This window comes from Cellvibrio sp. ARAG 10.3, from assembly GCF_051846955.1.
Classification (GTDB): Bacteria; Pseudomonadota; Gammaproteobacteria; order Pseudomonadales; family Cellvibrionaceae; genus Cellvibrio.
Map to the genome: position 1 here is coordinate 66,332 of NZ_JBPYCU010000009.1, position 25,916 is coordinate 92,247.

Annotated in this window: 20 protein-coding genes; all 20 read right to left on the reverse strand. The window is 43.9% G+C overall.

Going from position 1 to position 25,916, the window contains the following annotated elements; all coding sequences use genetic code 11:
* Position 1: 1 nt before the first annotated feature.
* On the reverse strand, positions 2-742 hold the full coding sequence (locus tag ACSV5M_RS12730) for an SDR family oxidoreductase (protein ID WP_439176613.1): 741 nt from the start codon (positions 740-742) through the stop codon (positions 2-4).
* Positions 739-2,061, reverse strand: a complete 1,323-nt coding sequence (locus tag ACSV5M_RS12735; RefSeq protein ID WP_439176614.1) for an FAD-binding oxidoreductase — start codon at positions 2,059-2,061, stop codon at positions 739-741. Before ACSV5M_RS12735 ends, ACSV5M_RS12730 begins: the two co-directional genes overlap by 4 nt.
* Positions 2,058-3,482 (reverse strand): UbiA family prenyltransferase, encoded by a 1,425-nt coding sequence (locus ACSV5M_RS12740; RefSeq protein ID WP_439176615.1) that lies wholly within the window; start codon positions 3,480-3,482, stop codon positions 2,058-2,060. Before ACSV5M_RS12740 ends, ACSV5M_RS12735 begins: the two co-directional genes overlap by 4 nt.
* 148 nt (positions 3,483-3,630) lie before the next feature.
* Positions 3,631-4,518 carry a glycosyltransferase family 2 protein gene (locus ACSV5M_RS12745; RefSeq protein WP_439176616.1) on the reverse strand — a complete coding sequence of 296 codons (888 nt, stop codon included), beginning with the start codon at positions 4,516-4,518 and terminating at the stop codon, positions 3,631-3,633.
* A gap of 3 nt (positions 4,519-4,521) precedes the next feature.
* Entirely contained in the window at positions 4,522-6,741 is a 2,220-nt protein-coding gene (locus ACSV5M_RS12750; protein ID WP_439176617.1) for a glycosyltransferase family 2 protein, read from the reverse strand.
* Between the two features lie 268 nt (positions 6,742-7,009).
* Positions 7,010-9,697: a class I SAM-dependent methyltransferase gene (locus tag ACSV5M_RS12755; RefSeq protein WP_439176618.1), complete on the reverse strand. Its 2,688-nt coding sequence runs from the start codon at positions 9,695-9,697 to the stop codon at positions 7,010-7,012.
* A 48-nt stretch (positions 9,698-9,745) separates the two neighbouring features.
* Positions 9,746-10,390 carry an HAD family hydrolase gene (locus tag ACSV5M_RS12760; RefSeq protein ID WP_439176619.1) on the reverse strand — a complete coding sequence of 215 codons (645 nt, stop codon included), beginning with the start codon at positions 10,388-10,390 and terminating at the stop codon, positions 9,746-9,748.
* Positions 10,387-11,127 carry a 3-deoxy-manno-octulosonate cytidylyltransferase gene (locus tag ACSV5M_RS12765; protein WP_439176620.1) on the reverse strand — a complete coding sequence of 247 codons (741 nt, stop codon included), beginning with the start codon at positions 11,125-11,127 and terminating at the stop codon, positions 10,387-10,389. Before ACSV5M_RS12765 ends, ACSV5M_RS12760 begins: the two co-directional genes overlap by 4 nt.
* 11 nt (positions 11,128-11,138) lie before the next feature.
* Positions 11,139-12,737, reverse strand: coding sequence for an aldolase catalytic domain-containing protein (locus ACSV5M_RS12770; protein ID WP_439176621.1), 1,599 nt, complete (start codon positions 12,735-12,737; stop codon positions 11,139-11,141).
* A 1-nt stretch (position 12,738) separates the two neighbouring features.
* A complete protein-coding gene (locus ACSV5M_RS12775; RefSeq protein WP_439176622.1) occupies positions 12,739-14,541 on the reverse strand; it encodes a hypothetical protein in 1,803 nt (600 codons plus the stop codon).
* Positions 14,538-16,952 carry a glycoside hydrolase family 99-like domain-containing protein gene (locus tag ACSV5M_RS12780; RefSeq protein WP_439176623.1) on the reverse strand — a complete coding sequence of 805 codons (2,415 nt, stop codon included), beginning with the start codon at positions 16,950-16,952 and terminating at the stop codon, positions 14,538-14,540. Before ACSV5M_RS12780 ends, ACSV5M_RS12775 begins: the two co-directional genes overlap by 4 nt.
* Positions 16,953-17,119: 167 nt before the next feature.
* A complete protein-coding gene (locus ACSV5M_RS12785) occupies positions 17,120-18,154 on the reverse strand; it encodes a hypothetical protein (protein ID WP_439176624.1) in 1,035 nt (344 codons plus the stop codon).
* A 2-nt stretch (positions 18,155-18,156) separates the two neighbouring features.
* A complete protein-coding gene (locus ACSV5M_RS12790) occupies positions 18,157-19,536 on the reverse strand; it encodes a hypothetical protein (protein WP_439176625.1) in 1,380 nt (459 codons plus the stop codon).
* A 72-nt stretch (positions 19,537-19,608) separates the two neighbouring features.
* Complete coding sequence (locus ACSV5M_RS12795; protein WP_439176626.1) at positions 19,609-20,316, reverse strand: ABC transporter ATP-binding protein; 708 nt, start codon at positions 20,314-20,316, stop codon at positions 19,609-19,611.
* On the reverse strand, positions 20,313-21,086 hold the full coding sequence (locus tag ACSV5M_RS12800) for an ABC transporter permease (RefSeq protein ID WP_439176627.1): 774 nt from the start codon (positions 21,084-21,086) through the stop codon (positions 20,313-20,315). Before ACSV5M_RS12800 ends, ACSV5M_RS12795 begins: the two co-directional genes overlap by 4 nt.
* A 20-nt stretch (positions 21,087-21,106) precedes the next feature.
* Positions 21,107-21,655, reverse strand: coding sequence for a dTDP-4-dehydrorhamnose 3,5-epimerase (gene rfbC / locus ACSV5M_RS12805; RefSeq protein ID WP_439176628.1), 549 nt, complete (start codon positions 21,653-21,655; stop codon positions 21,107-21,109).
* Positions 21,656-21,658: 3 nt separating this feature from the next.
* Positions 21,659-22,540, reverse strand: a complete 882-nt coding sequence (gene rfbD / locus ACSV5M_RS12810; RefSeq protein ID WP_439176629.1) for a dTDP-4-dehydrorhamnose reductase — start codon at positions 22,538-22,540, stop codon at positions 21,659-21,661.
* Entirely contained in the window at positions 22,537-23,412 is an 876-nt protein-coding gene (gene rfbA / locus ACSV5M_RS12815) for a glucose-1-phosphate thymidylyltransferase RfbA (RefSeq protein ID WP_439176630.1), read from the reverse strand. The genes rfbD and rfbA overlap by 4 nt, the downstream gene beginning before the upstream one ends.
* Before the next feature lie 23 nt (positions 23,413-23,435).
* Complete coding sequence (gene rfbB, locus ACSV5M_RS12820; RefSeq protein ID WP_439176631.1) at positions 23,436-24,509, reverse strand: dTDP-glucose 4,6-dehydratase; 1,074 nt, start codon at positions 24,507-24,509, stop codon at positions 23,436-23,438.
* On the reverse strand, positions 24,509-25,834 hold the full coding sequence (locus ACSV5M_RS12825; RefSeq protein WP_439176632.1) for a UDP-glucose dehydrogenase family protein: 1,326 nt from the start codon (positions 25,832-25,834) through the stop codon (positions 24,509-24,511). Before ACSV5M_RS12825 ends, rfbB begins: the two co-directional genes overlap by 1 nt.
* Between the last annotated feature and the right edge of the window lie 82 nt (positions 25,835-25,916).

The following is a 25,916-nucleotide window of genomic DNA, read 5'->3' on the forward strand; positions in this document are numbered from 1 at the left end:
TTTAAATGCTCAACTTTTTGAAAATAAACTGCGGAACAGAGCGAATAATCAGCATTATCCAAAACCAAAACCAAGGTGCATAGACAACATTCTTCTTTTTATTGATCGCGTTATCAATATAACCGGCAATAGTTTCCGGTGGGACCACTAAGGCTTTTGGTAAGTCAAGCCCATGGGTCATTGGTGTATCAACAAAACCTGGCTTGATATCCACCACATGAACGCCAGCCTTAAACAATCTCGCCCGCAAACCCTCACAAAATGTTGAGACTGCCGCTTTCGCTGCGCCATATAGGTAGTTTGAGGGTCGCCCCCTATCACCAGCAACAGAAGTAATTACAGCTATAGTGCCGAAATGTTGTTGTTCAAATTTGTTCGCCAATTCAGTCAGTAGCGCAATGGTACTTGTGCCATTGACAGCAAATTCATTCAACGCTTCTGATGTACTGGCCTGACATGCCGCTTGGTCGGGCAAAGTACCATGGGCAACCAAGGCGATTTCTATGGCCGACAGTTTTTCAAAAGCGCGATCTACCATTGCCCCATGCTCGCTAACGCTCGTCATATCCAGAACATGAGTAAATACAGAAGAAGCACCACGAGCAGTCAAATCATCTGCTGTTTGCTGCAGCTTAACCTCATCTCGCGCCACTAAAAAAAAGCTCGCTTGCTTTTCTGCCCAGATTCGAGCATATGCTCTTGCCATAGCAGAAGTGGCACCGACGATAAGAATTTTTTTCATACAGAGGTCACTCTCTTCCAAAAATGTGAGCAGATATGTGGGTCCCGTAAACTGTTCAACGCTTCCCATTGCGGATAATAAGACTGGAAATCTTTAGCTGACATATGAGCATCTTTGGCGGGATAAATACGCCCACCTCCTTCTCTTACAATAAGGTCCAGCGCAGGAAACAATTTCTCAATAACAAACGAAGATTGTGCAAAATCCAGTGCAAGAGAGATACCCGGCATAGGAAAAGACATTAATCCGGGCGATGGAACATCACCACATCGCTTAAGAACCGCAAGAAATGAGCCGCAGCCTGTAGAAGAAATAGTTTTCAGGATCTCGTGAATTGACGACTGCGCATTATCTCCGGGTATAACACACTGATACTGTTGAAACCCTCGTGGGCCATAGATGCGGTTCCAGTTTGAGATACTATCGAGCGGATAAAAAAAAGGATCATAATCCGAGAGCGAAAAAACACGATCAGCGGAGTGTTTATGGAAGTACAAATAATTAAATATATTCAGTGTTATTTGATTGATAGCAGAGATTGGCGGCGTAAGCGGAACATTCCACTTTTTGGGCGAATGAACAATCAATTCACCTGATGGGCAATGATCGCCAACCATAAATACACCGCGTCCAATCGCCTTACCCTTGGCCGCACAGTCGATCCAGGCTACCGAATATTCATGTTGATGATCCAATTCATTCGATAACTGAATGAACTCCTCAAGTGAGTCAAAGCGGATTGTTGTTGTTGCGATCTGACTGGACTCAATAGGGATTAATTGGAGTTCTACCCAGTCAATAATCCCGGTGAGGCCAAGTCCACCTATCGTGGCTTTATATAGCGCTTGATTCTCCAGGCTGGAACATGTGCATGCGGGCGCATCCGATCTTAGCAAGCCAAAGCGTTTTACATGGCTACCGAAGGTTCCTCTCACGTGATGATTTTTGCCGTGAACATCGTTGGCGATTGCGCCCCCCAGGGTGACAAACTTGGTGCCTGGCGTAACGGGCAAAAACCAACCGCGAGGAATACTCACTTTGAGTATTTCCTCCAGAGTCACACCCGCTTCGGCGACTATTACCCCATTCTCCCAATCTGTAGCAATAAACCGATTTAAGCCACGTACATTTATTACGTGATCTGACAATGAGAGGCAACTATCTCCATAACTTCTACCGTTACCATAGGGCAATGTGATCTCATGCTGTGTTATCAGTTGATTGAATAGAGAGGATAATCGATCTCTCCATTCAACGACATGTGCAGCTTGTGGGAGATTAGGGTAACGCCCCCAGGATTGAACAGTAGGAGTTGTCATACCGCCAACCAAAATATCAGACCAAAGAGAAGACCTATGCCAATACTGACCCTGTCTTTAATGGCAAAGACAACAGGGTCATCGTGCATCTGCCCTCTATGAGCGAGTAGCCATACCCGACTGATCCAGAACAGCAGAATAGGACATGCCAACCATATGATCTGCGGATAAGAATAAAGAGAAACCGTGGCGTTATCCTGAATGTATAGCGCGAGCACCATGACAGATAAATAACCCGCCGCCGCCCCTAAAGAGGAAATCATTTCAAGATCGTCGGGGTAATACCCTCGCCCACGGGCCTTTTCAAGCCTGCCGATACTGCGTGCTTCTGCCAACTCCGTGTAACGTTTAACCAACGCCAGGCTGAGAAAGATAAACATCGAAAAAGCCAGCATCCAGAAGGTGAGCGAAACCTCAAAGGCAAAGGTACCTGCAATCATTCGCATCGTATACAACACAGCCAATACGATGACATCCACCACGACAACTCGTTTTAATGAAAACGAATAAAGGACCGTTAACACATAATATGCGGCTAATGCCCAAACAAAGTTCAAAGGCAATAAAAAATAAGCGCCGATGAAAGATAATGCCAATAAGAGGGGAAAGAGAATTACACCTGTCTTAATAGAGAGTGCACCAGAGGCAAGAGGACGAAAACGTTTGGTTGGATGGTGTCGATCATCCTGCACATCAAGCAGATCGTTCAATAAATACACACTTGATGCGCACAGTCCAAATAGAATAAATGCAATCAAGCCATCAAGGAGCTTCGTTACATCAGTGATTTGATGGCTCGCTAATAGTGGAACAAATATCAGCGCATTTTTGGCCCACTGATGCGGACGAAGTGCTCTGATCAGTGATTTAAACACTGAGGGCTTTGCCTGGATGACGGTATCCACATTGCCGATATCCTTAGCCTGGGTAAGCACGCCTACCTCTGGATTAACCACAATAGCTTTGCGGCAGGTCGGCCAAACAGAAAGATCGTCCATGGAATTACCCATGTAATCAAAACCACCCTTTCCATATAGCGCAACCAATCGATCAGCTTTGTTCAGCGCAGTAAGATTTACCTCCGCTTCGGTGGCCAACACCTCATCAAAAAGCCCGAGGTGTTCAGCAATTTGGTCAGCGTAGGTTTTATGGCTGGCAGTTGCCAAAACAATTTTCCGGCCGGTTTCTCGCTCTTTGGTAATGAAATCAACTATTTCCGGCACGTAGGGCAAGGTAGAGGCGTCTAATTCCACTCGCTCCGCCAGTCGCAATTTGAGTTCGGCCTTCCCCTTCATGAGCCATCCCACCATCTCGAACAGACGCAGAGGGTTTTGCCTAAGATGCGTAAAACCTGACTCGACCAAGAGGTCTGACCAAATTAATGTTCCGTCAAGATCAACAACAAGCGGTATATTATTCAAAGCAACAATCCTATTATAAAAATCCCATCGATTTTATCAGACGTGGACGTTACACAATGTTAAAAATGTTAGTGCGGGTAAGGCGAGGAAAGTGGCGAAGTTTAGCAAACTGAAGCTAAGCCTCATAGGGGATAGGCTTCAAGGCAAGCTATGTAGGCAGCTTGCCCATTTTTTTCCTGACAGCATGGAACAGCCCCACAACCATCATGCGGCAATGTTGGTACCGGTTAACAGAAAACAAGGAAAATACCACTAGGATTTTAAATAAACGCACGGAATCGATAACCCGCCAGCGCCAACCAACCCAGGGGCGGCTAATCAGCCAGCAACCGTTGCGAATAAGATAATAATGACGCAAAGGTGAGTGAGATGGGACGCGGCGGTTAAATACTGTGAGATAGCTTTCTCCCAAGTCGTGCTCCATATCGGCAGCCCCAACTCCCAATAAAGCATAACCATGCTGCCTGGCGCGCAAGCACCACTCGGTATCTACATAATCGATAAATAGCTGGTCTTCAAAAGCCCCTACATCATCGATCGCTTCCATGCTGATGAGGCAGCCTGAGGAAATCAAATGATCCACCTCGACAGTCTCACCCTGTCCGCAGGGAACTCTGACCAACTTAAGCCCTTGAATCTTCACAAAAGGCGACTGGTAACGGCCCTTCGCGTCTGTGTAATTGGGGCCCGCAGCAGCGACACGAAGGCCGCGTTGTTCTGTCTGCTCCCATGCATCCACTAGCTCTTTAACCATGGTTGGCGAAGGGCAGCTATCCTGATCAAATAAAAGAATATGAGAAGCCCCCTGCGTGCGACCGAACTCAACCCCCTGATTGTAGGCCGCTGCCAAGCCAAGATTCTGATGATTTACCTGAACCTGAACATTAGGCAAAGCAAAAGCCGATGAGGTAAACCCCGGCGTGGCATTATCAATAACCAAGACCTGATCCGCCTGCCCCGCTGCCCGCTCGATCAAACGCAACAACTGAGCCGCGTCAGGATGGTAGGTCACTATCACTGCGATGATTTTGCGCATTGATTAATTCAACGTGAATCGAGATGTTTCAGCCAAGGAAAAATCTTCATGCTGCAACGTCAAGTTAGGCGAATAATAGGGATCCTGCTTTAACTTGTCGCCCCAACGGTCTTGCATGAACTTCACTTCAGCTCTAAAGCGCGCAACTTTCTCCGGGCTGTCTTCTTGCCCACGGCTGGCAGATTCGTGATGATACATTTCTGCGAACGGCGTCCAGACATTGCGGTAACCCGCCTCCCGTACACGAAGGCAAAAATCTACATCGTTAAAGGCGACCTTCATCTGTTCATCAAGCCCACCTACTTCATCATAAGTACTCCGCTTAATCACCAAGCAGGCGCCTGTAACAGCGGAAACCGCCTGTAATGAAACGGCTCGGCCAAAATACCCCGCCTGACCTTTTGCAAGATACTTATGGGAATGCCCCGCTACACCACCAATACCCAGGATAATCCCGCCATGTTGTAATCTGTCGTCCGGATACCACAAGCGCGCACCGACACAACCAACACCTGGACGAGAAGCATGAGAAACCATTTCTTCCAGCCAATCTGGCGACAGAATTTCAATATCATTATTCAACAAACAGATATAGTCCGCCGCACTTTGTTGAACAGCCTGGTTATTCAGCCGAGAATAATTAAATGGCGAGTCATCACGGATAACTTTTACTTTTGAAATATTCTGCCACTCGGCAAACTGCTGAAGTGATTCAGGCTCAACTGAACCATTGTCTACAATCGTAATGCCGTAATTTACGTATGAGGTTCGATCAAGAATAGAATTGATACACATCCGCATAAGATCTATGCGGTCTCTTGTGGGAATGATGATTTCGATTGATGGCTTCGTATCAGGAAGCGCGAATTTCACGCGATGCCAAAACGAGACATCCGGATGCGCACAGACCTCTGCGGCAAGACCAACCCTGTCCAGATGATGCTGAATCGCATTGCGCCCTGCCGCTATAGCATAGGGTTTTGCTGTAGTCGAGGCCGCTGTACTGGCAGCGTGAATGCGCCAGTGATACAGCACCTTAGGGATATGTACTATTTTTTCAGGCTTCAAGTGCTCACTCGCGCGAAGCACCAAATCGTGATCCTGCGCACCATTGTACTCGGAGCGCAGGCCACCAATCTTTTGAAGCAAACTATGCTTGAGAACAGCCAAGTGACAGATCATGTTCTGGCTGAGCAGAAGCTCATAGTTATAATTCGATTTAAAGTAGGGTGATGAACGATTGCCTAACTCATCAATCTTGTCTTCATCAGAATAAATGAGTTCAGCGGATGGATTCGAATTAATTGCTCGAGCAATGTACGCCAGTGCAGCCGGGTGCAGCTCATCGTCATGGTCCATAAAAGCAATATAATCGCCACGAACAATTTCTAAAGCAGTGTTAGTTGCCGCACTGATATGGCCATTGGTATCACGATAAGCTATTTTTATGCGTGAATCTTTGCTCTCACATTGTTTTAAAAAATTGATCGTATTTGTATCTGTAGAAGCATCATCTGCAATACAAAGTTCCCAGCGAGAGTAGGTTTGATGCAAAACAGACTCAATAGCTTTTTGAAGAAAGAGCTGCGGCGTATTGTATGTAGCCATTACAATGCTGATCTTCACGGATGAGGGAAAATCTGTGCCGCACTGATCTGTATCATTTAAACGCAACCAGGCAAGATAGTCATTATTAGATTCTCGTGCTTTATCAGAATTGTGGATAAGTAAAATTCGTTGTTTGAGCCCTTTTAGTCCCTCTTGCTTGAATATCTCAAACGACAAAGTCAGCAGCTTCCACCCCCCCCCTTCTCTTCGCGCGACCTTACACCCAACTGCGATTATAACTCTGCAGCGCATGTAAAGACGTTCTATTGTAGTTGGGGGACATGGGCGACGGCCTTCTGATTTTCCGAAGTATTTGTAATGTTTCTTTGCAGGAATACCACTAGCAGCTACATCAGGATTATTTTGTAGATACCATTCTGGATTGACCCGATCAAGCATCAGGAGCAATTTAATGATTTTTTTAAATGTATTTCCAATAAGGTTAGTTAATCTTCGAAAAAGAATAATCACATAGTCAATTAATGTCGGAGGGCATGGAAAGCGGCCTGCTGCTCTACCAAATTTTTCGAAATGTTCTTCCGCAGACATTCCAGATCTAGCTACATCTGGATACCTTTTGAAGTACCATTGTTCATCAACTTTTTTTTCAAACATCTAATAACATTCCTGTTACAGCTAAACCATAGCTGAATAATATGCGCTATTCTTCAATAACATTAATGGTAGTCATTCGATATGATTTTAACAGCCGCCTAACCAGCTAGGTAAACACATGCTTATTATCAACGACGCCGCGTAAAGAGGAAAGAAGGAGGCCGCCATTTAAACGTTTGACCCAGCGGGAAGCCAAATGCAACTAATACTAGATTTGGTACAACGGCACTATAACTAAAGTCCAATCGACTATTTTATATCCTTTTTTCTAAGCATAAGCAAATAAATCGATTATTAAAGCACCGCCATCAGATACGTCTTCCAATACATTCAATGGCAAATCCAGCTCAAACTGGGGATCACTACCTTTGCTCAATAAGCATATACCCTCGCCTTCCGGTAAAGACTGATAAAACTCTAGCTGACCAACGTTGTTTAATTGCTGAATATCAAAATTCCATTGCCATACAGTTTCGCCAATGCTGTTGCACAATTTCAATCCTTTCATATTGAAGCAACCTTGCTTCTCAGCGATATCTAATCTAAATCTTGTATAAACCGATGGTTGTGCGGGAAGCGGCAATTTAACAAACTGCAGCTCTCCATTAGTTGAATAAAGATTCTTAACAGTATGCTCCTCACAAAATACTGTGTCAGCTCGACGCCAATAGAGAGTCATCCGGCTCCTGCCGTCACGAAACACACCTACTGGCTGTCTTACTATGAAAGGCTTAAGGGTTATTGCTGTTGTAGAGGCCTTAGCTTCAGGCGCTACACCTTGTGCTTTTCTGGACAATGCATCCATCAGCGGCACGAATACTTGATAATCTGAATCGGATAAAGAATAACCACAATAACGCATTAGCGCCTCTAACAGCGCTTCGCGCTGAATTAATGAAGTATCGGCGGGGGCCGCTATTGAAGTAATTGTGCCTAACGTTACCACTAAACCTCGATATAACACCAAAGGCAATGGCAGTTCATGTGGTAATGTCCATTCCAAATCAATGAACTGACTAAAGCCATGCTCATTGATAATAAGATTACGTGGTATCGCATCGATATAATTAGCAGGCAACCATTTGTCGTATTCCGGCCACCCCTCAATAAAGACTGTGTTTTCAAGAACTACCTGTTCCAAGGAGTCCAGCCATTGCTGGATCCACCTTTCTACTTCGTCCAATGTCCAACCCGAACGCTGTAGTATTTTATTCAGCAATTGGCTGTGTAGTACACCTACTACGTAAGGCTCCGTTGCTATCAACTTAGACTCTTCGAGAACATCAAGCCGGTTTCTACTCACATGTATATCTGTCCCATCCAGATGGAACACCACTTCCTGGCTAGTAGCAGCACTGCGTTTGGGAGAATAATATGACGCCAACGTCTGCTCAGATGACTTCCAGGCTGAATTCGAGTTATGTACAACAAAGAGATGAGAGTTAGCCAGATCCGCCGTTAAACCATTGCGGCTTATTAATGGCCAACTGCTTTCAAGAGAAAAAATAGGATTGGCAATGCCTTGCCGATCATAAAAAACTGTGCCTGCGAGTAAACTGCTTAAATCAAATCGCTCTTGGTTCTTATATCCAGCCGGATGAACAATCAAACAAGGTAGCTTGTAATCAGGGAATGGAAGAAATGTATCTGATTTTGAGAATCCAGCCGCAATAAAACGCCTCTCCAATTCTTTCTTGCCAAATGTGACGGCTGTATTATTGCCGTAAAGATCATTGATACCAGCCATTATGCCAACACCATGATCCTCAGGCGCACCAGCAAAATATTTGAGACCGAGTTGGTTTTCTATTGCTACAAGTAATACGCCGTTCGGCTTCAGGTATGAACGAGCTTTCTCCAGTACGAACTGCACTGGGTCATCAGCTTCAACATAGATTCTTGAATATTCGAGCACACCGATAAGTGTAACTACATCAAACTGCTGGTTAAACGGAACATCCTGCAGCTTATCCAAAACAATAGAAACATTGTCCAAATCACGGCAACGCTCGGCCGCAATTGATGCACGTTGTTGACTTCCTTCTACTGCAGTCACAAATGCGCCGCATTCGCCAAGAAACCGTGTAATAGCCCCACAGCCACAGCCAAGCTCCAGTACGGAAGCATTTCTTAATTGATTAGCGAAAGGCCGCAATAAATTTGCCCTATCTGCAGAAAAATGATATTCGCTCGCCCAATCCGTTTGATGCTTTAACAAATCCGGCGAGAACACACTCACATCATCACAAGATTTTACGGCCGCTAAAATACGTTGCTCAGCTTCACTACCATCTGTATACGCAAATTCATGTTGCGTGAGGCGGCGCCAGATTTTTAACTGCTGATCAAATAGGTAAAACTCTTCAAGAATTGAACTGACTGTATCAGCCTGACCACTTCTGTAGCCTTGATTAACTTCAGGTAGTATTGATTGCAGTGCCTCAGGAATGACGCTACCTGCCGAGCCACTAAGACGTTCCAATTGATTCTGTGTGCGAACCTTTACCACGGAGGTCACTGCCATACTTGGTAATGCAATCTCAGCAGAGGTCACAAAGTGTTGCATGGCAGTAGAAGACACTTGCCCCTCAGCAAGTACGGAGACCGTAGCCAGATTATTATAGACGCCACTTATCAACACTCGTCCAATGTCTTGATTGGTTGCTCCCCACTGCGATGCCAAAGTTCGAAACATCCGGCCTTTTTCAAGCTGGCCAAGCTGGAAACAAGCAGCAGCAATATAGAGAGCACATTCCGCTCTAGCCCCCATTGTTTCTATGCTTTGTTCGGACAAGGCTTCAATCGCAGCCCATTCTCCGAGCTGCCAATAAAACCGAATCTTTTGTAGAAATGGCGACTCTGTTTCAACCAATTCGGAGCGCTGCTCCAAAACTGAAACCACACTTGAGTGCGGAGCGTAAGGTGATTGTTCATTTTCGTCAGAGCCAACTGGCATAGCGTTACCGTGTGTTAATGCAGTTAATCCAAATTGATCAATGGCATATTATGTTATACATGCGAGAGATTCAAAAATTTCAATTTTATGGGTACGGCAATACTGTGGCCACAGGCAAAACTCTGACCATTTCGCTAAAAATACAAAATCTAATTTGGCTGCCGAGGCAACCAAATGATCATAACGACTGTCACCTAGAAATAAAGCAGGTATCTTGATATTACCTTTCGCTTTTTCGCGCTCTAGAATCATATCTTTGCTATCCGGACTACCGAAAATACCGCCATCAAACAAAGTGGCCATCCCACGCGCGGTGAACACCTCTCGCAGCTCCTGCTGATCACCACCTGATACGATAAGCCAATTAGCATGCTCTGTTTTCCCACGCAGCTCAAACAAACCATCCGCAACTTCACACTCTGAAAGGCCTTGACGAACTTCAGTTGCATAGCTTTCCAGCAACACTTCAATACTGGGACCCTGACGTCCTACCACAGTCTCTGATAAAAACCATTCGAATTTTTTGTACCGCGAGATACCACCACGTGCAACGTGATAGTCGACAAGCTGCTGTGCGGCAAATTCACCGTAAGGTAAAGCGGCTTTGTAAAAAGCCTCGGTTTTAACTTTGTTGGAGTTAAGCACCACACCATCGCAGTCAAACACCAAAGTTTGATATTTCTTCAGGTTCATAAACCGTGGAGCCTCTTCAGCGCCGCCTCAACCGGCGCAACATCATCGGGTACATCCACTGCCAAACTACCTGGTCGAGTCTCATACATTCTAATTGTTTTGTTTAGCTCTAAAAAACGTAGTATTTCAATATCTTCGCTAAACTCCAGCTCACTCTTACGACCAAATGCTTTAAATACTGCTAGCTCTTCTGCGGTAAATGCGTATATACAAACCTGCTTTTTAAATCTTTTAGGCGCGCATTTGGCATCTTTAAAACCCGGTAATACCTTGCGAGACATATATACCAAAGTATTCTTCTCGGTCGTTATAACTTTGGGAATGTTCACACTATCAGGGTCTTCATGCTCTGATATCCAAGAGAAACCATTAATGACGGCCTCCATATTCTGTTGTTTTGCCTCTATCGCCTTACGTATATCCTCAGGATTAACCAAAGGCTCATCACCTTGTACATTAATATAAATATCGGCCTCTATCTGTAAAGCCGCTTCAGCAAGACGATCCGTGCCAGTAAGACACCTATCAGTTGTCATAACCGCATTAAATCCCGCCTTAGATACTACATCAGCAATGCGCTGGTCTTCTGTTGCCACATACACATTACTCGCACCAACAGCCCTTGCCGATAATTCAGCAACCCATAGCACCATAGGCTTCCCCAGCAAGGACACCAGCGGCTTGCCTGGATAACGGCTTGACGAATAACGAGCAGGAATTAATACAACTGCACGCATATTAAGGCTCCTCAAAGTGCATAAACGGAAAGGGTGGGAATATTGTAGGTAGTGGGGGTAATGGATACGAGTGGTACAGCAGATACAGAGGCTTGATAACAAGCAAAAACCTGCTGCATTTCACTGGTTCTTGGATCATCAGCACCATAGCCGTCGAATCCCGCTAGTAAAATCTGATTTGCCTGGCCACTACTGGCAACGGCCAACGCATAGCTAATAACCAACGCGTTAGGTAGTACCGCATTCGTATCAGAAAAACTGAAGGTATTAGGATGAACAGTGAGGCCAAAGTCATATAATGTTTTACCAGCAAGTGACTTGGTCACATCAGGCGGCAACATTGACGCAGGAGTGATAAGCGGTTGTGGTAGACCAGTATGAGCTTCGCAATCAGCCAGCAATCGCACCGGATGGCAAGCAACACGCACATCAATTAAATGCTGTGCAACGGATGATTGGGTGTTTAATGCAATAACAATTGGATCCTTTGCCGTGATAAAAATTTCTATCGCTGTTTTATGTTCAGCAACACCGGGCCCCGCACCAAGAATTAATACATCCCGCCCTGACAACAGGCTTTTTGGAAACCAGCTACCCTGTGGATTACCTTGGTAAAAGTGACGCGTTGCATCCAGTGCGTTGAAACTGAATTTCTTTCCACCCTCTGTTCTTAGATGATTAATAGCCGCTAAAATATCTTCTTCGCTATAGCGTGAGTCACCTAGCATTTCCTGAATATAAGTAGGATGAATCCCGTATTTACCCGAGAGATAATAATACGGGTTTGAGCCCCATCCACATTTATTTTTCAGTGGTTGAAAATAATTCTTAATGACGCCCATTAACGGCACCATATTAATATTTCGCTCGCGTTTGTCTGCAATCTCTATTACCAGCTCTTCTGTTTTCGCATTGCCTGGGCCGCGCCCCATGCCGGTGACAGTTGCATCCAACCAAGTCACACCGTCTGTTAAGGCCTGTAAAGTATTTGCTAGTGCAAGGCCCATGTTATCGTGAGTATGTATCCCCATGGCGCCCTGCCAGTGCTTACGCAGCCAACCAATAATCTGTGATGTTTGTTTTGGATCCATACTGCCCATGCTGTCTGCAAAATACAGCGCATCAATTGGAAACTTACTAGCCTCAAGCGATAGAGCCTCAATCTCCGCCTGTGAGCGATCCGCCACCTGCATTAGGTTAAACCCAACGGTATATCCCCGCGCCTTCAACCAATTACAAGCAGGCAGAGCCTTAACAAATTCATGCACATGGCACGCAATGCGAACCACATCCACGGGTGTATTTTCTGCTATAACTGGAAACAATGTTTCCAAGACCGTTTGAAGCGGCCGTTCACCGGCAAGCTCGGTAGCATTAATCATGACCGCTACTTTTAAACCAGCAGGTATCTTCAAGGTTCGGAGGTAATTGTCCGTAGTGTAAGCACTGGCTCCTTTAAATCCATTATTGATCAAAGAGCGTAAACCCAACTCAACAATATCAACACCAGCAGCATGCATGGCCTCAAGATATTTATTAGTCACCTCCAACGGGAAATTCCAGCCGTTGTAGTAGCCACCATCGCGAAGCGTGCAATCTAAAACTATCATTTTAATTCCTCTCTTTTAGCACGTCCGTTAAGCAATAAAAAACGTCACGCCAATCTATACTTACACTCGTCTCATGCCATGCTTTACCCTTTGCATTTACCTCACGAATTTTCTGCTGAGGAATTTCAAAAGCATTTTTATGAATATGAATTTTTCGTTGATCGCCTATTGAAGGAGCCACATAAACAACACCTTTCTTGCCATGCACACAAGAGACATACATGGAATCGGTCGCAAAAGATGTAAAAAAAATATCCACAAAAGAAGCAAAAAAAATTTTTTCGGACATAGTCCGGCCCACAAGATTCACGAAATTCACTCGTGACGATAGCCGACTAATTTCATTAAATATTTCATTTTCTCGGCTTATTATTGGATTGGTTGTCTCCGTGCCCGTTAAGGTAGATGTTCTTCCATCTATTAACACCAACATACTTTCATAACTCTCTTGGAGAGAGGATATGACAGAAACAATCCCCATAGTCTGCTCAATCCAGGATCTTTTTTCCGTTGAAACCCCGACCCAAAAAACCAGATCGTACTTCTCATTTTTTAAATTATCTTCACCACCAAAACCTATAACATTATTCTCTCGCAATCTTTGCGACAGCTTGACGAACCCTCTGTCATAATTACCATTTACATATTGCAGACAGGGCATTAAATAAAAAGTGTTTAACCAGCACAATCTATGATTTAGAACACCTTGATCAATGGAAAAAAAATCTAATACATTATCAAAATATGAAGAAACTTCTATAAAATCAAAGCCCGAAATGGAAATTGAGTTCAACAGAACACCATGACTAGATAGATAATCCAACCCATGGAGATAATCATACAAAAAGTGATAAGGCCTTGACTGACTAACATTAACACCAGAAAATTTAGCCGGACTCTTTTTTGGAAAACTAATACCTGCACTACAAAGTTTTTTTAACTCCGCAAATAATGCAGGAATTTTATTTATAGCATGTAGAGCCCATTGAGTTATATTTAGCTGAATGCACTGATATAAGGTTGGAAAAATAATAACCACATTGGCACAATGTTGGACAATATAAAATTGTATACTCAGCCCTTCAAATAGAAGAAAATTAAAATCCTCTATAGAATAGCTTCCGACGCAATAGCATACAGGACCTTCCGATGGAGATTGGATCTTCAGAAAGCCCAATTCTGACGACTGCTTAATTGCATCCATCGCCCAATAAGGATCTCTAAAAAGCGATATAAACTGAGAAAATTCTGCTACATCTCTGAAATCAAAGATATTATTTAATCTAAAGCTTAAAAAAACACCATCAATGTCAGATAGCGAGAACAAAGAAAAAAGTATCTTCGTATCTTTATCTGTCAAAGTTTCATTAGACAGGTATTCTAAATCAGATATTTTATGGAAAGACTCCCACAATCGTTTTACTTTATTTATCTCAGCACAATGATACTCAGATTCTTTGATACGCCAGATAGTATAGTCAATGCCTTGATATGAAACCGCAACGTCTATATATGGGCCATTAAGATTCAACTGAAATTGAAAACCACAGAATTGTAAATCACTTGACATACCAAAATGCTTTGCCACATCTGGCCTATTAACATTTAGGTAATGTATTTCTGTTTTAGAGCCTGCAAAATTAACCTTTAGACAGAAATCTGGATCATCTACCAAAAACCACCCGGAGAATAATACCTTGCCATAAGCCTCTTTTGAATCGAATTTTGGATTGTCGAAATTCCCCTTTACCCTCTTCTGTAAAGCCGAAAATTCTAATGCATCAAAAGAGACTTCGTATCTCATAATGAAACGCTCTTAAACCCATTTTCTTGAATCAATTTACATAAGATTCTCTCGACACCATGAGCCAATGTTCCATCCGCCAACCCTTCTTCTGGCTCAAACAAATGATCTTCTATCTTTTCCAGCCCTTTTAATGCTGCAGGTTTAAACCAGAACATGGTTCCTGCGGGGAATACTAAATAGGAAAACTCCATCTCCAATAGCTCAGCCAGGGCATGCACTATCTCTCTGTCGTAAGTCATATTCTTATCGGTGTGAGGAATCAGGTATTTACCAAGCGTGGCCAAGCCAATGCCAGCTTCTGAATCACTGAGCTGATGAAGAATGTCACCAATAGCTTCCTTACTACCGAGCAATGCATCGAAAATCTCATCCCGAATCTTATCCCCATCATCTCGGTAAGCGCTCTTCTTGGAATGCACTTTACATATAGCGGTATGCCCCAGATTCTTAAGTTCTTTATATAGATTGATGAACGGTCTTATGTCCCTACCCCGGTTTTCCACAATCCTGATCTGCGCGTCAGGATAATCCTGGCTTATGGCGTTAATAATGTTATTTGAGGTATTGGTGATCGTTATGTACAAATCGAAGCCAAAGTCTCTTAAATTTTTCAAATAAGCTGCTATATCATTCCAAACATCAGTGTAGTGAATATGCAGAACCACAGCGTATTTATATTTACGCAACAAAGGCTTGGGAGCGAGCACATCAAAATTGCACTCATCAAACTCTTTCAATACATCATGTGTGGTCTGTAGATATGCATAGCCTCTCTCGCGGTCAGGCTCCAGATGTGTGCCTTCAGCCCACTCATTCCAGGCGTTAATAAATACAAATTTTTCACCCTTGGGATATTTCGGATTGTTATAAACTTGCGTAGCAATGTGCGAAAGCCACTGCTTGTATTTCACCATTGAGAAGTTCGCAAATATATGGCTGTGATTTTGCTTTCTTGCTGTATTATCCCAAGACAACATCGCCGCTCTAAAACGCTTATGCTCAGGCTCTCTTTCCAGAAAAATATTGCGCACCACCTCATCATAGCTATATATGGTGCCTTCAAAAGCTTCATTAGTTATCTCGAGAGAATCATTAATTTTGCTGCTTTTTACCGCATGCGGAGGAAACTCCATTCCAGCATCAAATCCATATTCTTGCGGATTTTTGAAACCAAATGTTTCTGCGGCAATCAAATAAATACCATCAAAACCAGCTTCATGGACTTTTCTACGCCAAAGATTGATAGTTTCCACCATTTCAGGAATGATATTCGCACGATAGATAATCAAAACAGGTTTGTTATCAATTCTAATATAGCGTTCGTCACGGAAATATTGATATAAATGTTCAATAAATCGTGTTGAGTCTTCCTCACAATGGTTCTGGCCAATCAGAATGTCGTGCTCCGCACCATCCCATCGACGGGTCCAGTTTTCATTCGCCCAAGTAATACAGTAATTAATATCAATCTCTTTATGTTCAAGTAATATCTCAAAGGGCCTATGCATTAGGACTTTGCCGTCGAACCAGTAGTAGTAGAAGTTAAAGCCATATATGCCGTAGTTCTTTGCCAGTCTTGCCTGTTCCGCCATTACCTCAGGAACCCGCAAGTCGTAAAATCCATTGTGTATAGGTAAATGAGGCTGATAATGCTCTTTGAAATTAGGCTTCGCTTTTGACACATTTGTCCATTCAGTAAACCCCTTGCCCCACCAGGCGTCATTCTCAGGAAAAGGATGAAATTGAGGAAGGTAAAACGCTAGCAACTTTACTGAGCTTTCAATGGCCTGATGTTCAGTGAATTCAACAAAACCTTCTGATACATCATCAAATTTAATTCTCGGAATCTTCGCTTTAACCGAGTCAGGAACGGATGAAATGGAGAAAACTTTTGTTTTTCTTTTCTCTGCCCGACCAATTTCAATATAATGCAGCAACGGATCCCTATCGCTGTCTCTAGCATCCTGATATTGCTCCAAATAAAAAGCCGGATCAAACCATGAGTTCGGCAACCGCCCTTCTCGCCATCCCCAAGTTGAGTAGTGAGCAAAGGGATCAACACCGGCTTCTTTAATATCTGGATATCTTTGATAATAAAAATCTACATCAAATGCCTCTTTATAGGCCATGAAGCATTCAGGAGTTATTAGCAATTGAGGATTGGAGGCTGCATCACCTTCGTTATGAACGTATGAATTGTAGTTGTCGATATAACTATCAATAGATGTCATATCGATTTTTTGACCTAACCGCCTCAAAGCAAGACCAACATTAACTTTAATAACATCTCTTAATAATGGATTATTATCGATTGCGGCAATATAAAGCCCCAACGACTCACGATAAAGTCCGTCTTTGAATGCCTCATTTGCTTGTTGTAAAAATGTTTTGTCGCTTTCGTAATTCATTAATTAAGCCTTAGTTACATATAGTCAGAATTTATTGTTATAATAGATTATCATTGGGTTTTTAGACTTTGTCAGCATGATTAATAATCAAAGTCCGATTTTCAATAAATACAATACGCATAGTGAGATAACAGAAGGTTACTCATCTAGCAATTTAATAATTCGCGCTATGGCGTCAGAAATAAGTCTTTAATAATGTTAATTTGAGCTTCAGCTTTTAGCATTTCTTGCTTAAGAGCTTTCTGATGATTGATCAACACTGTATTGGCTTCATCTAGCTTGCGATTGCTTTTTTCTAACTGATCGATTTTTTTTAATCGCTCTGTCGCATGTTTCTTAGCAATGGCTAATTCAGCATGCAGCTTATCTATCAACTCCGCGTTTCTTCCAGCCTTCGCTTCTTGTTGTGCAGTGTTGTCTATTAAAGGCTCGGCGTTATCAACTGCTTGTGACTTCTTGCTCTGAAAAACTAAGAGTTGCGCAAGAGCATCATCCCGCTCTTGCAGCAGATTGGAAAGTTCTGCTTCTTTCGATAAAAGCAATTCAGAAAGGGAATTCAGCTCCCTTGTTAGAATTTCGTTCGTCTGCTGTGATTGCTCAAGCGTTTGCCATAAAGGATTTAAACTAAAATTCAGCCAAGGCAAATCTGGATCGTCACCTGATGTTTGCTGTAATAAATAACCATTTTGCTGTAAGAACAACATTAATTCATTATTTGTCGGCGCACTTTCATACAGGGGCTCAACGCCAGCTTGAACATAGATATCACTGAAAAGATGAAGTTGTCCGCCCTGCCCCAAGGATTCCAATAAGGCCAAATTGCTGTCCAATATATCCATAATTAAAAGGTTATTATTGCCAGACAACATCAGACTCGCAATAAAGTCGGTTACCGGTGTACTAGTTATTCTTTCTTTGTTAGTGGTTTTCAATCCTGGATATATCGTTTTTAACCCGGTAACGGGACTAACAGCAGAGCATTCAATTAGGTTGTATTCAGTAAACTCTAATCTGGCACTATCAACAGCAAGCAATCGCTGTTGTACATCAACTTTTTCTTGCGAGTGCTGCTTCCGCAGTAACAAGCAAGCGGATTCACGAGCATCAACTAGCGTTACTCGCTCTGCTATTTCCAGTAACGACGTTGGTTCCGAAGCCGTGCCTGCCCCTAACCAAACTAAATGCGAGAAGTATTTATTCACGATTACTCCTCTCCATGCTGGCTGTTATTGGTCAACAACTTAGGCGAACTACTGCGACCCTCCTGCTGACCGAACATGATGAAGTGCAACAAAGGGTTTGTGCCAGCAGACGCCACATCAGGATAATGTTGAACATACCAGTTGCCGTCAAAACGTGGGCCAGGTAACCGTCCTTCAGCCGCACCGTAGAGCAAATAGTGCTCCGCTGGATTCATCTTACTATCGGCTACGTCTGGATAAGCTTGCAAGTACCAGTCGATATCAAAATATTCTGAGGTGAGCAAAAGAGCGCAATCCTGTTGCAGTTTTTCATGACTTTTGTCAGCTTTTTTTACCAAACTACCAAGAGCACGCACAGGCCCAGTTGCTTTCCACAATGTAGAACTTTTCAGCTTTTCCAGCTCTTCTTGCAATAATCGGCCGGCATATTCGGCACTGGCTGCTCTGGCTTTGGTTTTATTGAGCTCACTCTCCAACTTCGCTATCTCTTTAGCGTGCTGCTTATCATGAGCCAACGCAGCATGTTTGTTTTTTTGCTGCTCTTCTTGCAAGAGTAGCGCTGCCTGCTCATTTTTTTGTTGCTCTAGTTGAACTGCATAATGGTATTGTTCTAGCTGCTCTTGAACTTGCTGTAGTTGCGATAGAATTAGATCGCGCTCCTCTTTTGTAGAAAGAAGCGACATTTCAGTTCGCTGCAGCGCTTTACGTAGCAGATTATATTCTGTAGTTTGCTTGTCTAATTGTTGCTGCAAGCCACGCTGTTGTTCGAGCAAAAAAAACCGCTCTTCCTTAGCAGCAACCAACTGTGCAGAACTATGCTCAAGAACGTTATCAACGTCCAATGTAAGGATTTCACTGTCGCATAAAGGTAAAGACGAGGCTTGTAAGCGAGCATTTAGCTGTTTTAAGCGCTGCCGCTGAGAAACATATTGGGAAGCAGCTAGCAGCTCCAAACTATTATCGATAGATTGCGATGGGTACTCTCTAACTGCGGCCGCCGAACCCAACGCACTCCGAAAAGCGGCTGGATCTGTCAGCGCCTGGTGCAAATTAAATAGTTTCAACCGTCGCCTGTGCTGGGCTTGTAGCGCCAGCAATGCATTCACTTGCAGCTCCCACTGAGCCGAAGCTTCCTCTAACTTTTCTCCTTCCCTGATGGCATTTGCAAGAAAGTGTTCCGCCTGCACCACCGCCAACAAAAAATCACCATTACCTTGTGATTGCAAAACCAAACTTGACACAGCGGATAATGGTTGCACAGTTCGCAACACTGCCAAGTACTTCTCTGTTGCAAGAGCAGCATCAGTAATTACGGGCAGACCACAAACGTTGGCCAGAGAGTCCCAAGCCGGCGAACTATAAACCGTCAGCATTAAACTCATAGAGAATACCTTTAGGGTAGCGCCACATTGTGACTTGAAATTATCTATTGGAAGCGGAGCCCAATTTTCGTATCAGTTTTCTGACATCATGGATAAATTATAATGGTGGGCCACAGTTGCAGTGTCACCCTGCTCTCTAATAACGCCACCTTCGATCCAAATGACACGAGAGCAAATTTTGTTAATTTGATCCGAATTATGCGAAACAAACACACAGGTTTGATCACTATGCAATTTTTCAGCCATGGCAGCTTCAGCCTTTTTCCGAAAGTGCGCATCGCCTACGCTTAACACTTCGTCAATAAATAGAATATCTACGTGAGTATACATAGCCGTGGCAAATCCGAGTCTAGCTCTCATACCCGATGAATACGTATCCACGGGCTGATCGAAAAACTCACCTAGCTCAGAAAACTCCTCTATATCTTTCAAAAGAGATTTGGCTTTTCTGCGTGTGGCACCTTGCAACATAGCTGAATAAAGAGCATTTTCACGCCCACTGATGTTTGGCATAAACCCTAAACCAAGCGTAAGTAAAGCACGGGTAGTGTTGGGAGCACAATTTACTTTACCGGACGTGGGGTTAACGATACCCGCAAGGATACGCAACAGAGTACTTTTGCCACCACCGTTTCTGCCGAGGATGCCGAGTGTTTCTCCCCGCATAAGATCAAATGAAATATCCTTTAATGCTTCATGCTTGAATTGAGAGAAAAAACCTCTTTTGCTGCTCTTATAGGTGAGAGAAACTTGCTGGGCTTGTAAAATTGGAGAGGTCATGCGTTCACCACTCTCGCCGCAATAGTTCGGCTCATGCTACGGTAAAATACATTCATCGCAACAGTGGCAACTGAGAAAACTCCCAAAAGCACCAACATATGCTCAAGATCATAAGAACCTTTATTCATTAATATTTTTCTAAAACCATCACACACAAACGCGAGGGGATTAAAGATTAATAAATAACTTTGTAACGGTTCACGAATGGTTTCAATTTCAAAGAAGATACCACTGGTAAACATTAAAAAAAGCATTGCCATATTAATGAGCATACGCACATCATCTGCATAACACACCAAAACAGCGGTCAGCAGGCCAAATGTTACTATCATTAAATACATCACAATAAATAATGGTATTAACCATAACCACTCCAGCGAAGGCATATAGCCATAGTAAACACACATCGCAAATAGCAGAAAAAAGACGGGAATTTCCTTATATAAAGAAATCTGGATAGACGCATAAGGGAAGATAGCTTTGGGAATATCAATTTGGCTGATAATCCCTGTATTAGCAACTATACTACCAGACGCACTGGTCACAGCTTTTGAAAACCACATGTATGGAATTTTCGCACACATCAAAAATAGTATAAAGTTTTCCTGCCTGTTACCCAGCAAGACGCTAAATACAAAATAGAAAGCAAGTACAAATAGTATCGGCTCTAGTATCCACCATAAAAAGCTCAAATAGAGTTTTGACGTTTCCGCTTTTAAACTCATTTTCGCTTTGGTATCGACCAGAACTATAAAATCAAGAATTTTCAATTGCGTATACCGACATGAACTTAATCAAAATAAATGGCATTTTTAAAATTTGGTGCCGCCTGATCCTTGCCGGAAACGAGAACATCACCCACTTTCGGCCAAGCAACAGCGAGAGCATCATCATTCCATATAATTGACCCCTCGTGGGTCGGCGAGTAGTAATTGGTGGTTTTATAGAGAAACTCGGCTGTCTCGCTTAAGGTTAAAAAGCCGTGAGCAAAACCTTCAGGAATCCATAGCTGGCGTTTATTTTCTGCTGACAACAGCACACCCACCCACTTGCCAAACGTCGGGGACGATTTGCGAATATCTACGGCCACATCGAATACTTCACCTTCAACAACTCTAACCAACTTGCCTTGAGCCATGGGCGGTAACTGATAGTGAAGTCCGCGCAATACGCCGCGAACGGATTTTGAATGATTATCTTGCACAAATTTTGCTTGTAAGCCCATTGCTTCCTCGAATATTTTTTGGCTGTAGCTCTCAAAGAAAAAGCCTCTGTCGTCGCCAAAAATTTTCGGCTCAAATATTTTTACGTCAGGAATTTCGGTGTCTATCACGTTCATGATTTAACTCGCATAATCTTGGATATTCTTTAATGCCACTCGCCAATCACTTGGGTTAATACCAAACGCATCTTGTATTTTTTTGCAATCCAGGCGCGAATTAGCTGGGCGCTTAGCCGGTGTCGGATAATCAGCAGTAGCGATTGGTTTTATATCGGGGATGGGCTTTTCATAAAGGTCAGCGCGTTTAACCTCATTGAAAATGTACCTGGCAAATTCATACCAGGAAACATGCGGGGCTCCGGAAAAATGGTAAATTCCCCAGGGTATGTCTTTTTGTTGGTTATATTGCTCAGCAATCTTAATCAGTGCAGCGGCAATATCTTGAGCGTAAGTCGGGCCACCTACTTGATCCGCAACGATACCCAAAGCATCGCGTTGGGCGCCTAGTCTGATCATGGTTTTTACAAAATTATTGCCATGCTCGCAAAACACCCAGGCAGTACGCAGGATAATATGTTTGGGGTTAGCTTGAGCGACCGCGACCTCGCCTTCCAGCTTACTTTTACCATAAACGCCTTGGGGAGCGGTTTCTGCAGACTCCTGATAAGCTTCTGACGCGTCACCAGCAAAAACATAATCAGTGGATATATGCAGAATGACTGCATTGATGGCGTGAGCCGCTTTCGCCAGATTTTGTGGCCCATCGCGATTGATACGGAACGCTGCCTCTGCATCGGTTTCTGCTTTATCTACCGCCGTGTAGGCTGCTGCGTTAATGATAATATCAGGAGCAAACTCTTTCACTATCTTATCCACCGCAGTAGAATCAGAAATGTCTAATTGTTCACGCGCGAGCGCTTTAACGGTCCATTCCTTCGCTGACAACTGCTGCAATAGACAATGCCCAACTTGCCCATTGGACCCTGTGACTAGAATTTTCATGCTTTCCCTTGCTCAACTATTTTCATCAAGTACTGACCATAGCCTGTTTTCGCCAGTGCTTTTGCTTCTGCTACCAGTTGCTCTTTGGTTATCCAACCATTATGGAAGGCAATTTCCTCCAGGCACGCAACTTTCAAGCCTTGGCGATGCTCGATGGTTTGCACAAAGTGACCCGCTTCAAGCAAGCTATCGTGAGTGCCAGTATCCAACCAGGCATATCCACGACCTAACAGCTCCACATTGAGGTCTCCTCGCTCGAGATAAATATTATTTACGCTGGTAATTTCGAGCTCACCTCGCGAGGACGGCTTGATCGTTTTCGCAATATCTATTACGTCGTTGTCGTAAAAATATAACCCTGTTACCGCATAATCTGATTTGGGCGATTTGGGTTTTTCCTCAATCGAAATTGCCCGCATATTTTCATCGAATTCGACGACGCCGAATCGTTCAGGGTCAGTAACGTGATAACCAAATACTGTTGCGCCTTTTTTCCTGCCCACTGCATGCTGCAGATGCTGGGTAAGACCGTGACCATGATAAATATTATCGCCCAACACCAAACAGACGTTATCAGAGCCAATAAACCCTTCGCCGATAATAAATGCCTGAGCAAGGCCATCCGGACTGGGTTGAACAGCGTAATTGAGACGAAGACCAAATTGAGAACCATCACCGAGCAAACGCATGAAACTTGCGGAGTCTTCGGGGGTCGTAATAATCAGAATGTCCTGGATGCCCGCAAGCATCAGCACCGATAACGGATAATAAATCATCGGTTTGTCGTAGATAGGCAGTAGCTGCTTGGATACGCCTTTTGTAATAGGGTGTAAGCGGGTACCGCTGCCGCCCGCAAGAATAATGCCTTTCATAAAACTCCCACCACTTCTTTATTTTATTGATTAACACCCAGACGTTCGCGCCTGTAGCTACCGTCTTGCACTCTCTGTGCCCAATTGAGATTTTCGAGATACCAAAGCACCGTTTTACGGATACCGGATTCGAATGTTTCGATGGGTTCCCACCCAAGATCTTTTTTTATTTTGCTAGCGTCAATGGCATAACGCAGATCGTGACCGGGCCTATCTTGCACAAATGTAATTAATTCTTTATGAGATGAAATGTTTAAATCCGCTGTTGGCAGGGGCCTGAATTCATCAAGCAGATCGCAGATTGTGTTTACGACATCAATATTTTGTTTCTCGTTATGACCACCGATGTTATAAGTTTCACCTATACGCCCCTCGGTCACTACTTTATATAATGCGCGAGCGTGATCTTCGACAAAGAGCCAGTCACGAATTTGATTTCCTTTGCCATAGACAGGTAAAGGTTTTCCTTCCAAAGCATTAAGTATTACCAGCGGAATCAATTTTTCGGGAAAGTGAAACGGGCCGTAGTTGTTTGAGCAGTTGGTAATAACTGTGGGTAATCCATACGTCCTGCTCCAGGCACGGACCAAATGATCTGAACTGGCTTTGCTCGCGGAATAAGGGGAGCTGGGTGCGTAGGGAGTTGTTTCTTTGAAAAGATCCTCAGGCTCTTCCAAATCTCCATACACCTCGTCAGTGGAGATATGATGAAATCGAAAGTTAGCCTTTTTTGCAGTACCGGCCAGGTTCCGCCAGTATTGTTTGGCAACCTCCAGCAAGGTGTATGTGCCAACAATATTTGTTTCAATAAAAGCCGCAGGCCCGTCGATGGAGCGGTCTACATGACTTTCAGCAGCCAGATGCATGACTGCATCCGGCTGATATTGATGGAATACTCGTTCCAGCTCTGCTTTATTACAGATATCGACTTGCTCGAAAGAGTAGCGACTATTGTCAGAAACGCTCGTCAGCGACTCCAGATTGCCCGCATAAGTTAACTTGTCGAGATTAACAACCTCATCCTGAGTATTATTAATTATATGACGAATAACGGCGGAGCCGATAAATCCGGCTCCACCTGTAACAATTATTTTCATTAATTACGTCCCACAGAATAATAAGTAAAGCCTTTTTTATGCATTCGCTTCGGATCATACATATTCCGACCATCAAATATAGTCGGCTGAACGAGCATTTGCTTGATTAAATCAAAATCAGGCGCCCGGAATGTCTGCCATTCAGTCACAATGACCAGTGCATCAGCACCTTTCAAAGCCCCCTCTTTAGTACCGCACAGGATTATATCATCCCGATTCCCATAAATGCGCTGAGTCTCTTCCATGGCCTCCGGGTCATACGCCTGTACTTTTGCACCGGCATTCCAGAGTGCTTCCATCAGTACGCGGGAGGGTGCTTCACGCATATCGTCGGTATTAGGTTTAAAAGAAAGGCCCCAGATCGCAAAGGTTTTACCTTTGAGGTCGCCGCTGAAGTGTTTGTCGATTTTTTTGAAGAGCGTGGTTTTTTGTTCGTTGTTTCTTGATTCAACGGCTTTTAAAACCTTCGCATCAAAATCAATTTGCTCGGCGGTTTTAATTAACGCCTGAACATCTTTGGGGAAGCAGGAGCCACCGTAACCAACGCCCGGGTAGATAAAGTGGTAACCGATGCGCGAATCACTGCCGATGCCCTGGCGAACCGCTTCAATATCCGCACCGAGTATTTCTGCGAGGTTGGCCATTTCGTTCATAAAGCTGATCTTGGTGGCCAGCATACAGTTGGCGGCGTATTTGGTCAGCTCGGCGCTGCGCACGTCCATCACAATAACCTTGTCGTGATTACGGCTGAAAGGCGCGTAGAGTTCACGCATGACTTCTTCCGCATGGTCGCTGCTGGTACCGATGATGATGCGCTCGGGGCGCATGCAGTCTGCAACCGCTGAGCCTTCTTTCAAAAATTCCGGGTTGGATACAACATCGAAAGTCAGGTCACTGCGGCCACGTTGGGCGAGTACTTCGGTGATTCTGGCTTTGACTTTGTCTGCTGTGCCGACCGGCACGGTGGACTTGTCGATAACAATTTGATGGGATTCCATATGCTCGGCAATGGTTGAAGCAACCGCCAATACATATTTAAGATCGGCAGAGCCGTCTTCATCCGGGGGGGTGCCTACCGCAATAAATTGGACTTCACCGTGTTTGACGCCTTCGGCTGCATCTGTGGTGAAGTTTAAACGACCGGCGGCATGGTTTTCTTTAACCAACGATTCCAGACCGGGTTCATAGATAGGAATTTGACCCAATTTGAGGCGTTCCACCTTGGCGGGATCGACATCAATACACATGACCTGATGCCCTACTTCCGCCAGCACGGCCCCCTGTACAAGCCCTACGTAGCCAATACCAAATACTGTTACTTTCATGCGGGTAAACTCCTTCGCTGCCTAAAAAAAGATTGCCAATCATTGGGCAAACAAGAAACGGGCCAAAATCCGAAGCGGATGC

Coding starts and splice junctions, on each gene's coding strand:
- ACSV5M_RS12730 (WP_439176613.1), bottom strand. CDS start 742: ATGAAAAAAATTCTTATCGTCGGTGCCACTTCTGCTATGGCAAGAGCA.
- ACSV5M_RS12735 (WP_439176614.1), bottom strand. CDS start 2,061: ATGACAACTCCTACTGTTCAATCCTGGGGGCGTTACCCTAATCTCCCA.
- ACSV5M_RS12745 (WP_439176616.1), bottom strand. CDS start 4,518: ATGCGCAAAATCATCGCAGTGATAGTGACCTACCATCCTGACGCGGCT.
- ACSV5M_RS12750 (WP_439176617.1), bottom strand. CDS start 6,741: ATGTTTGAAAAAAAAGTTGATGAACAATGGTACTTCAAAAGGTATCCA.
- ACSV5M_RS12755 (WP_439176618.1), bottom strand. CDS start 9,697: ATGCCAGTTGGCTCTGACGAAAATGAACAATCACCTTACGCTCCGCAC.
- ACSV5M_RS12760 (WP_439176619.1), bottom strand. CDS start 10,390: ATGAACCTGAAGAAATATCAAACTTTGGTGTTTGACTGCGATGGTGTG.
- ACSV5M_RS12765 (WP_439176620.1), bottom strand. CDS start 11,127: ATGCGTGCAGTTGTATTAATTCCTGCTCGTTATTCGTCAAGCCGTTAT.
- ACSV5M_RS12770 (WP_439176621.1), bottom strand. CDS start 12,737: ATGATAGTTTTAGATTGCACGCTTCGCGATGGTGGCTACTACAACGGC.
- ACSV5M_RS12775 (WP_439176622.1), bottom strand. CDS start 14,541: ATGAGATACGAAGTCTCTTTTGATGCATTAGAATTTTCGGCTTTACAG.
- ACSV5M_RS12780 (WP_439176623.1), bottom strand. CDS start 16,952: ATGAATTACGAAAGCGACAAAACATTTTTACAACAAGCAAATGAGGCA.
- ACSV5M_RS12790 (WP_439176625.1), bottom strand. CDS start 19,536: ATGAGTTTAATGCTGACGGTTTATAGTTCGCCGGCTTGGGACTCTCTG.
- ACSV5M_RS12795 (WP_439176626.1), bottom strand. CDS start 20,316: ATGACCTCTCCAATTTTACAAGCCCAGCAAGTTTCTCTCACCTATAAG.
- rfbC (WP_439176628.1), bottom strand. CDS start 21,655: ATGAACGTGATAGACACCGAAATTCCTGACGTAAAAATATTTGAGCCG.
- rfbD (WP_439176629.1), bottom strand. CDS start 22,540: ATGAAAATTCTAGTCACAGGGTCCAATGGGCAAGTTGGGCATTGTCTA.
- rfbA (WP_439176630.1), bottom strand. CDS start 23,412: ATGAAAGGCATTATTCTTGCGGGCGGCAGCGGTACCCGCTTACACCCT.
- rfbB (WP_439176631.1), bottom strand. CDS start 24,509: ATGAAAATAATTGTTACAGGTGGAGCCGGATTTATCGGCTCCGCCGTT.
- ACSV5M_RS12825 (WP_439176632.1), bottom strand. CDS start 25,834: ATGAAAGTAACAGTATTTGGTATTGGCTACGTAGGGCTTGTACAGGGG.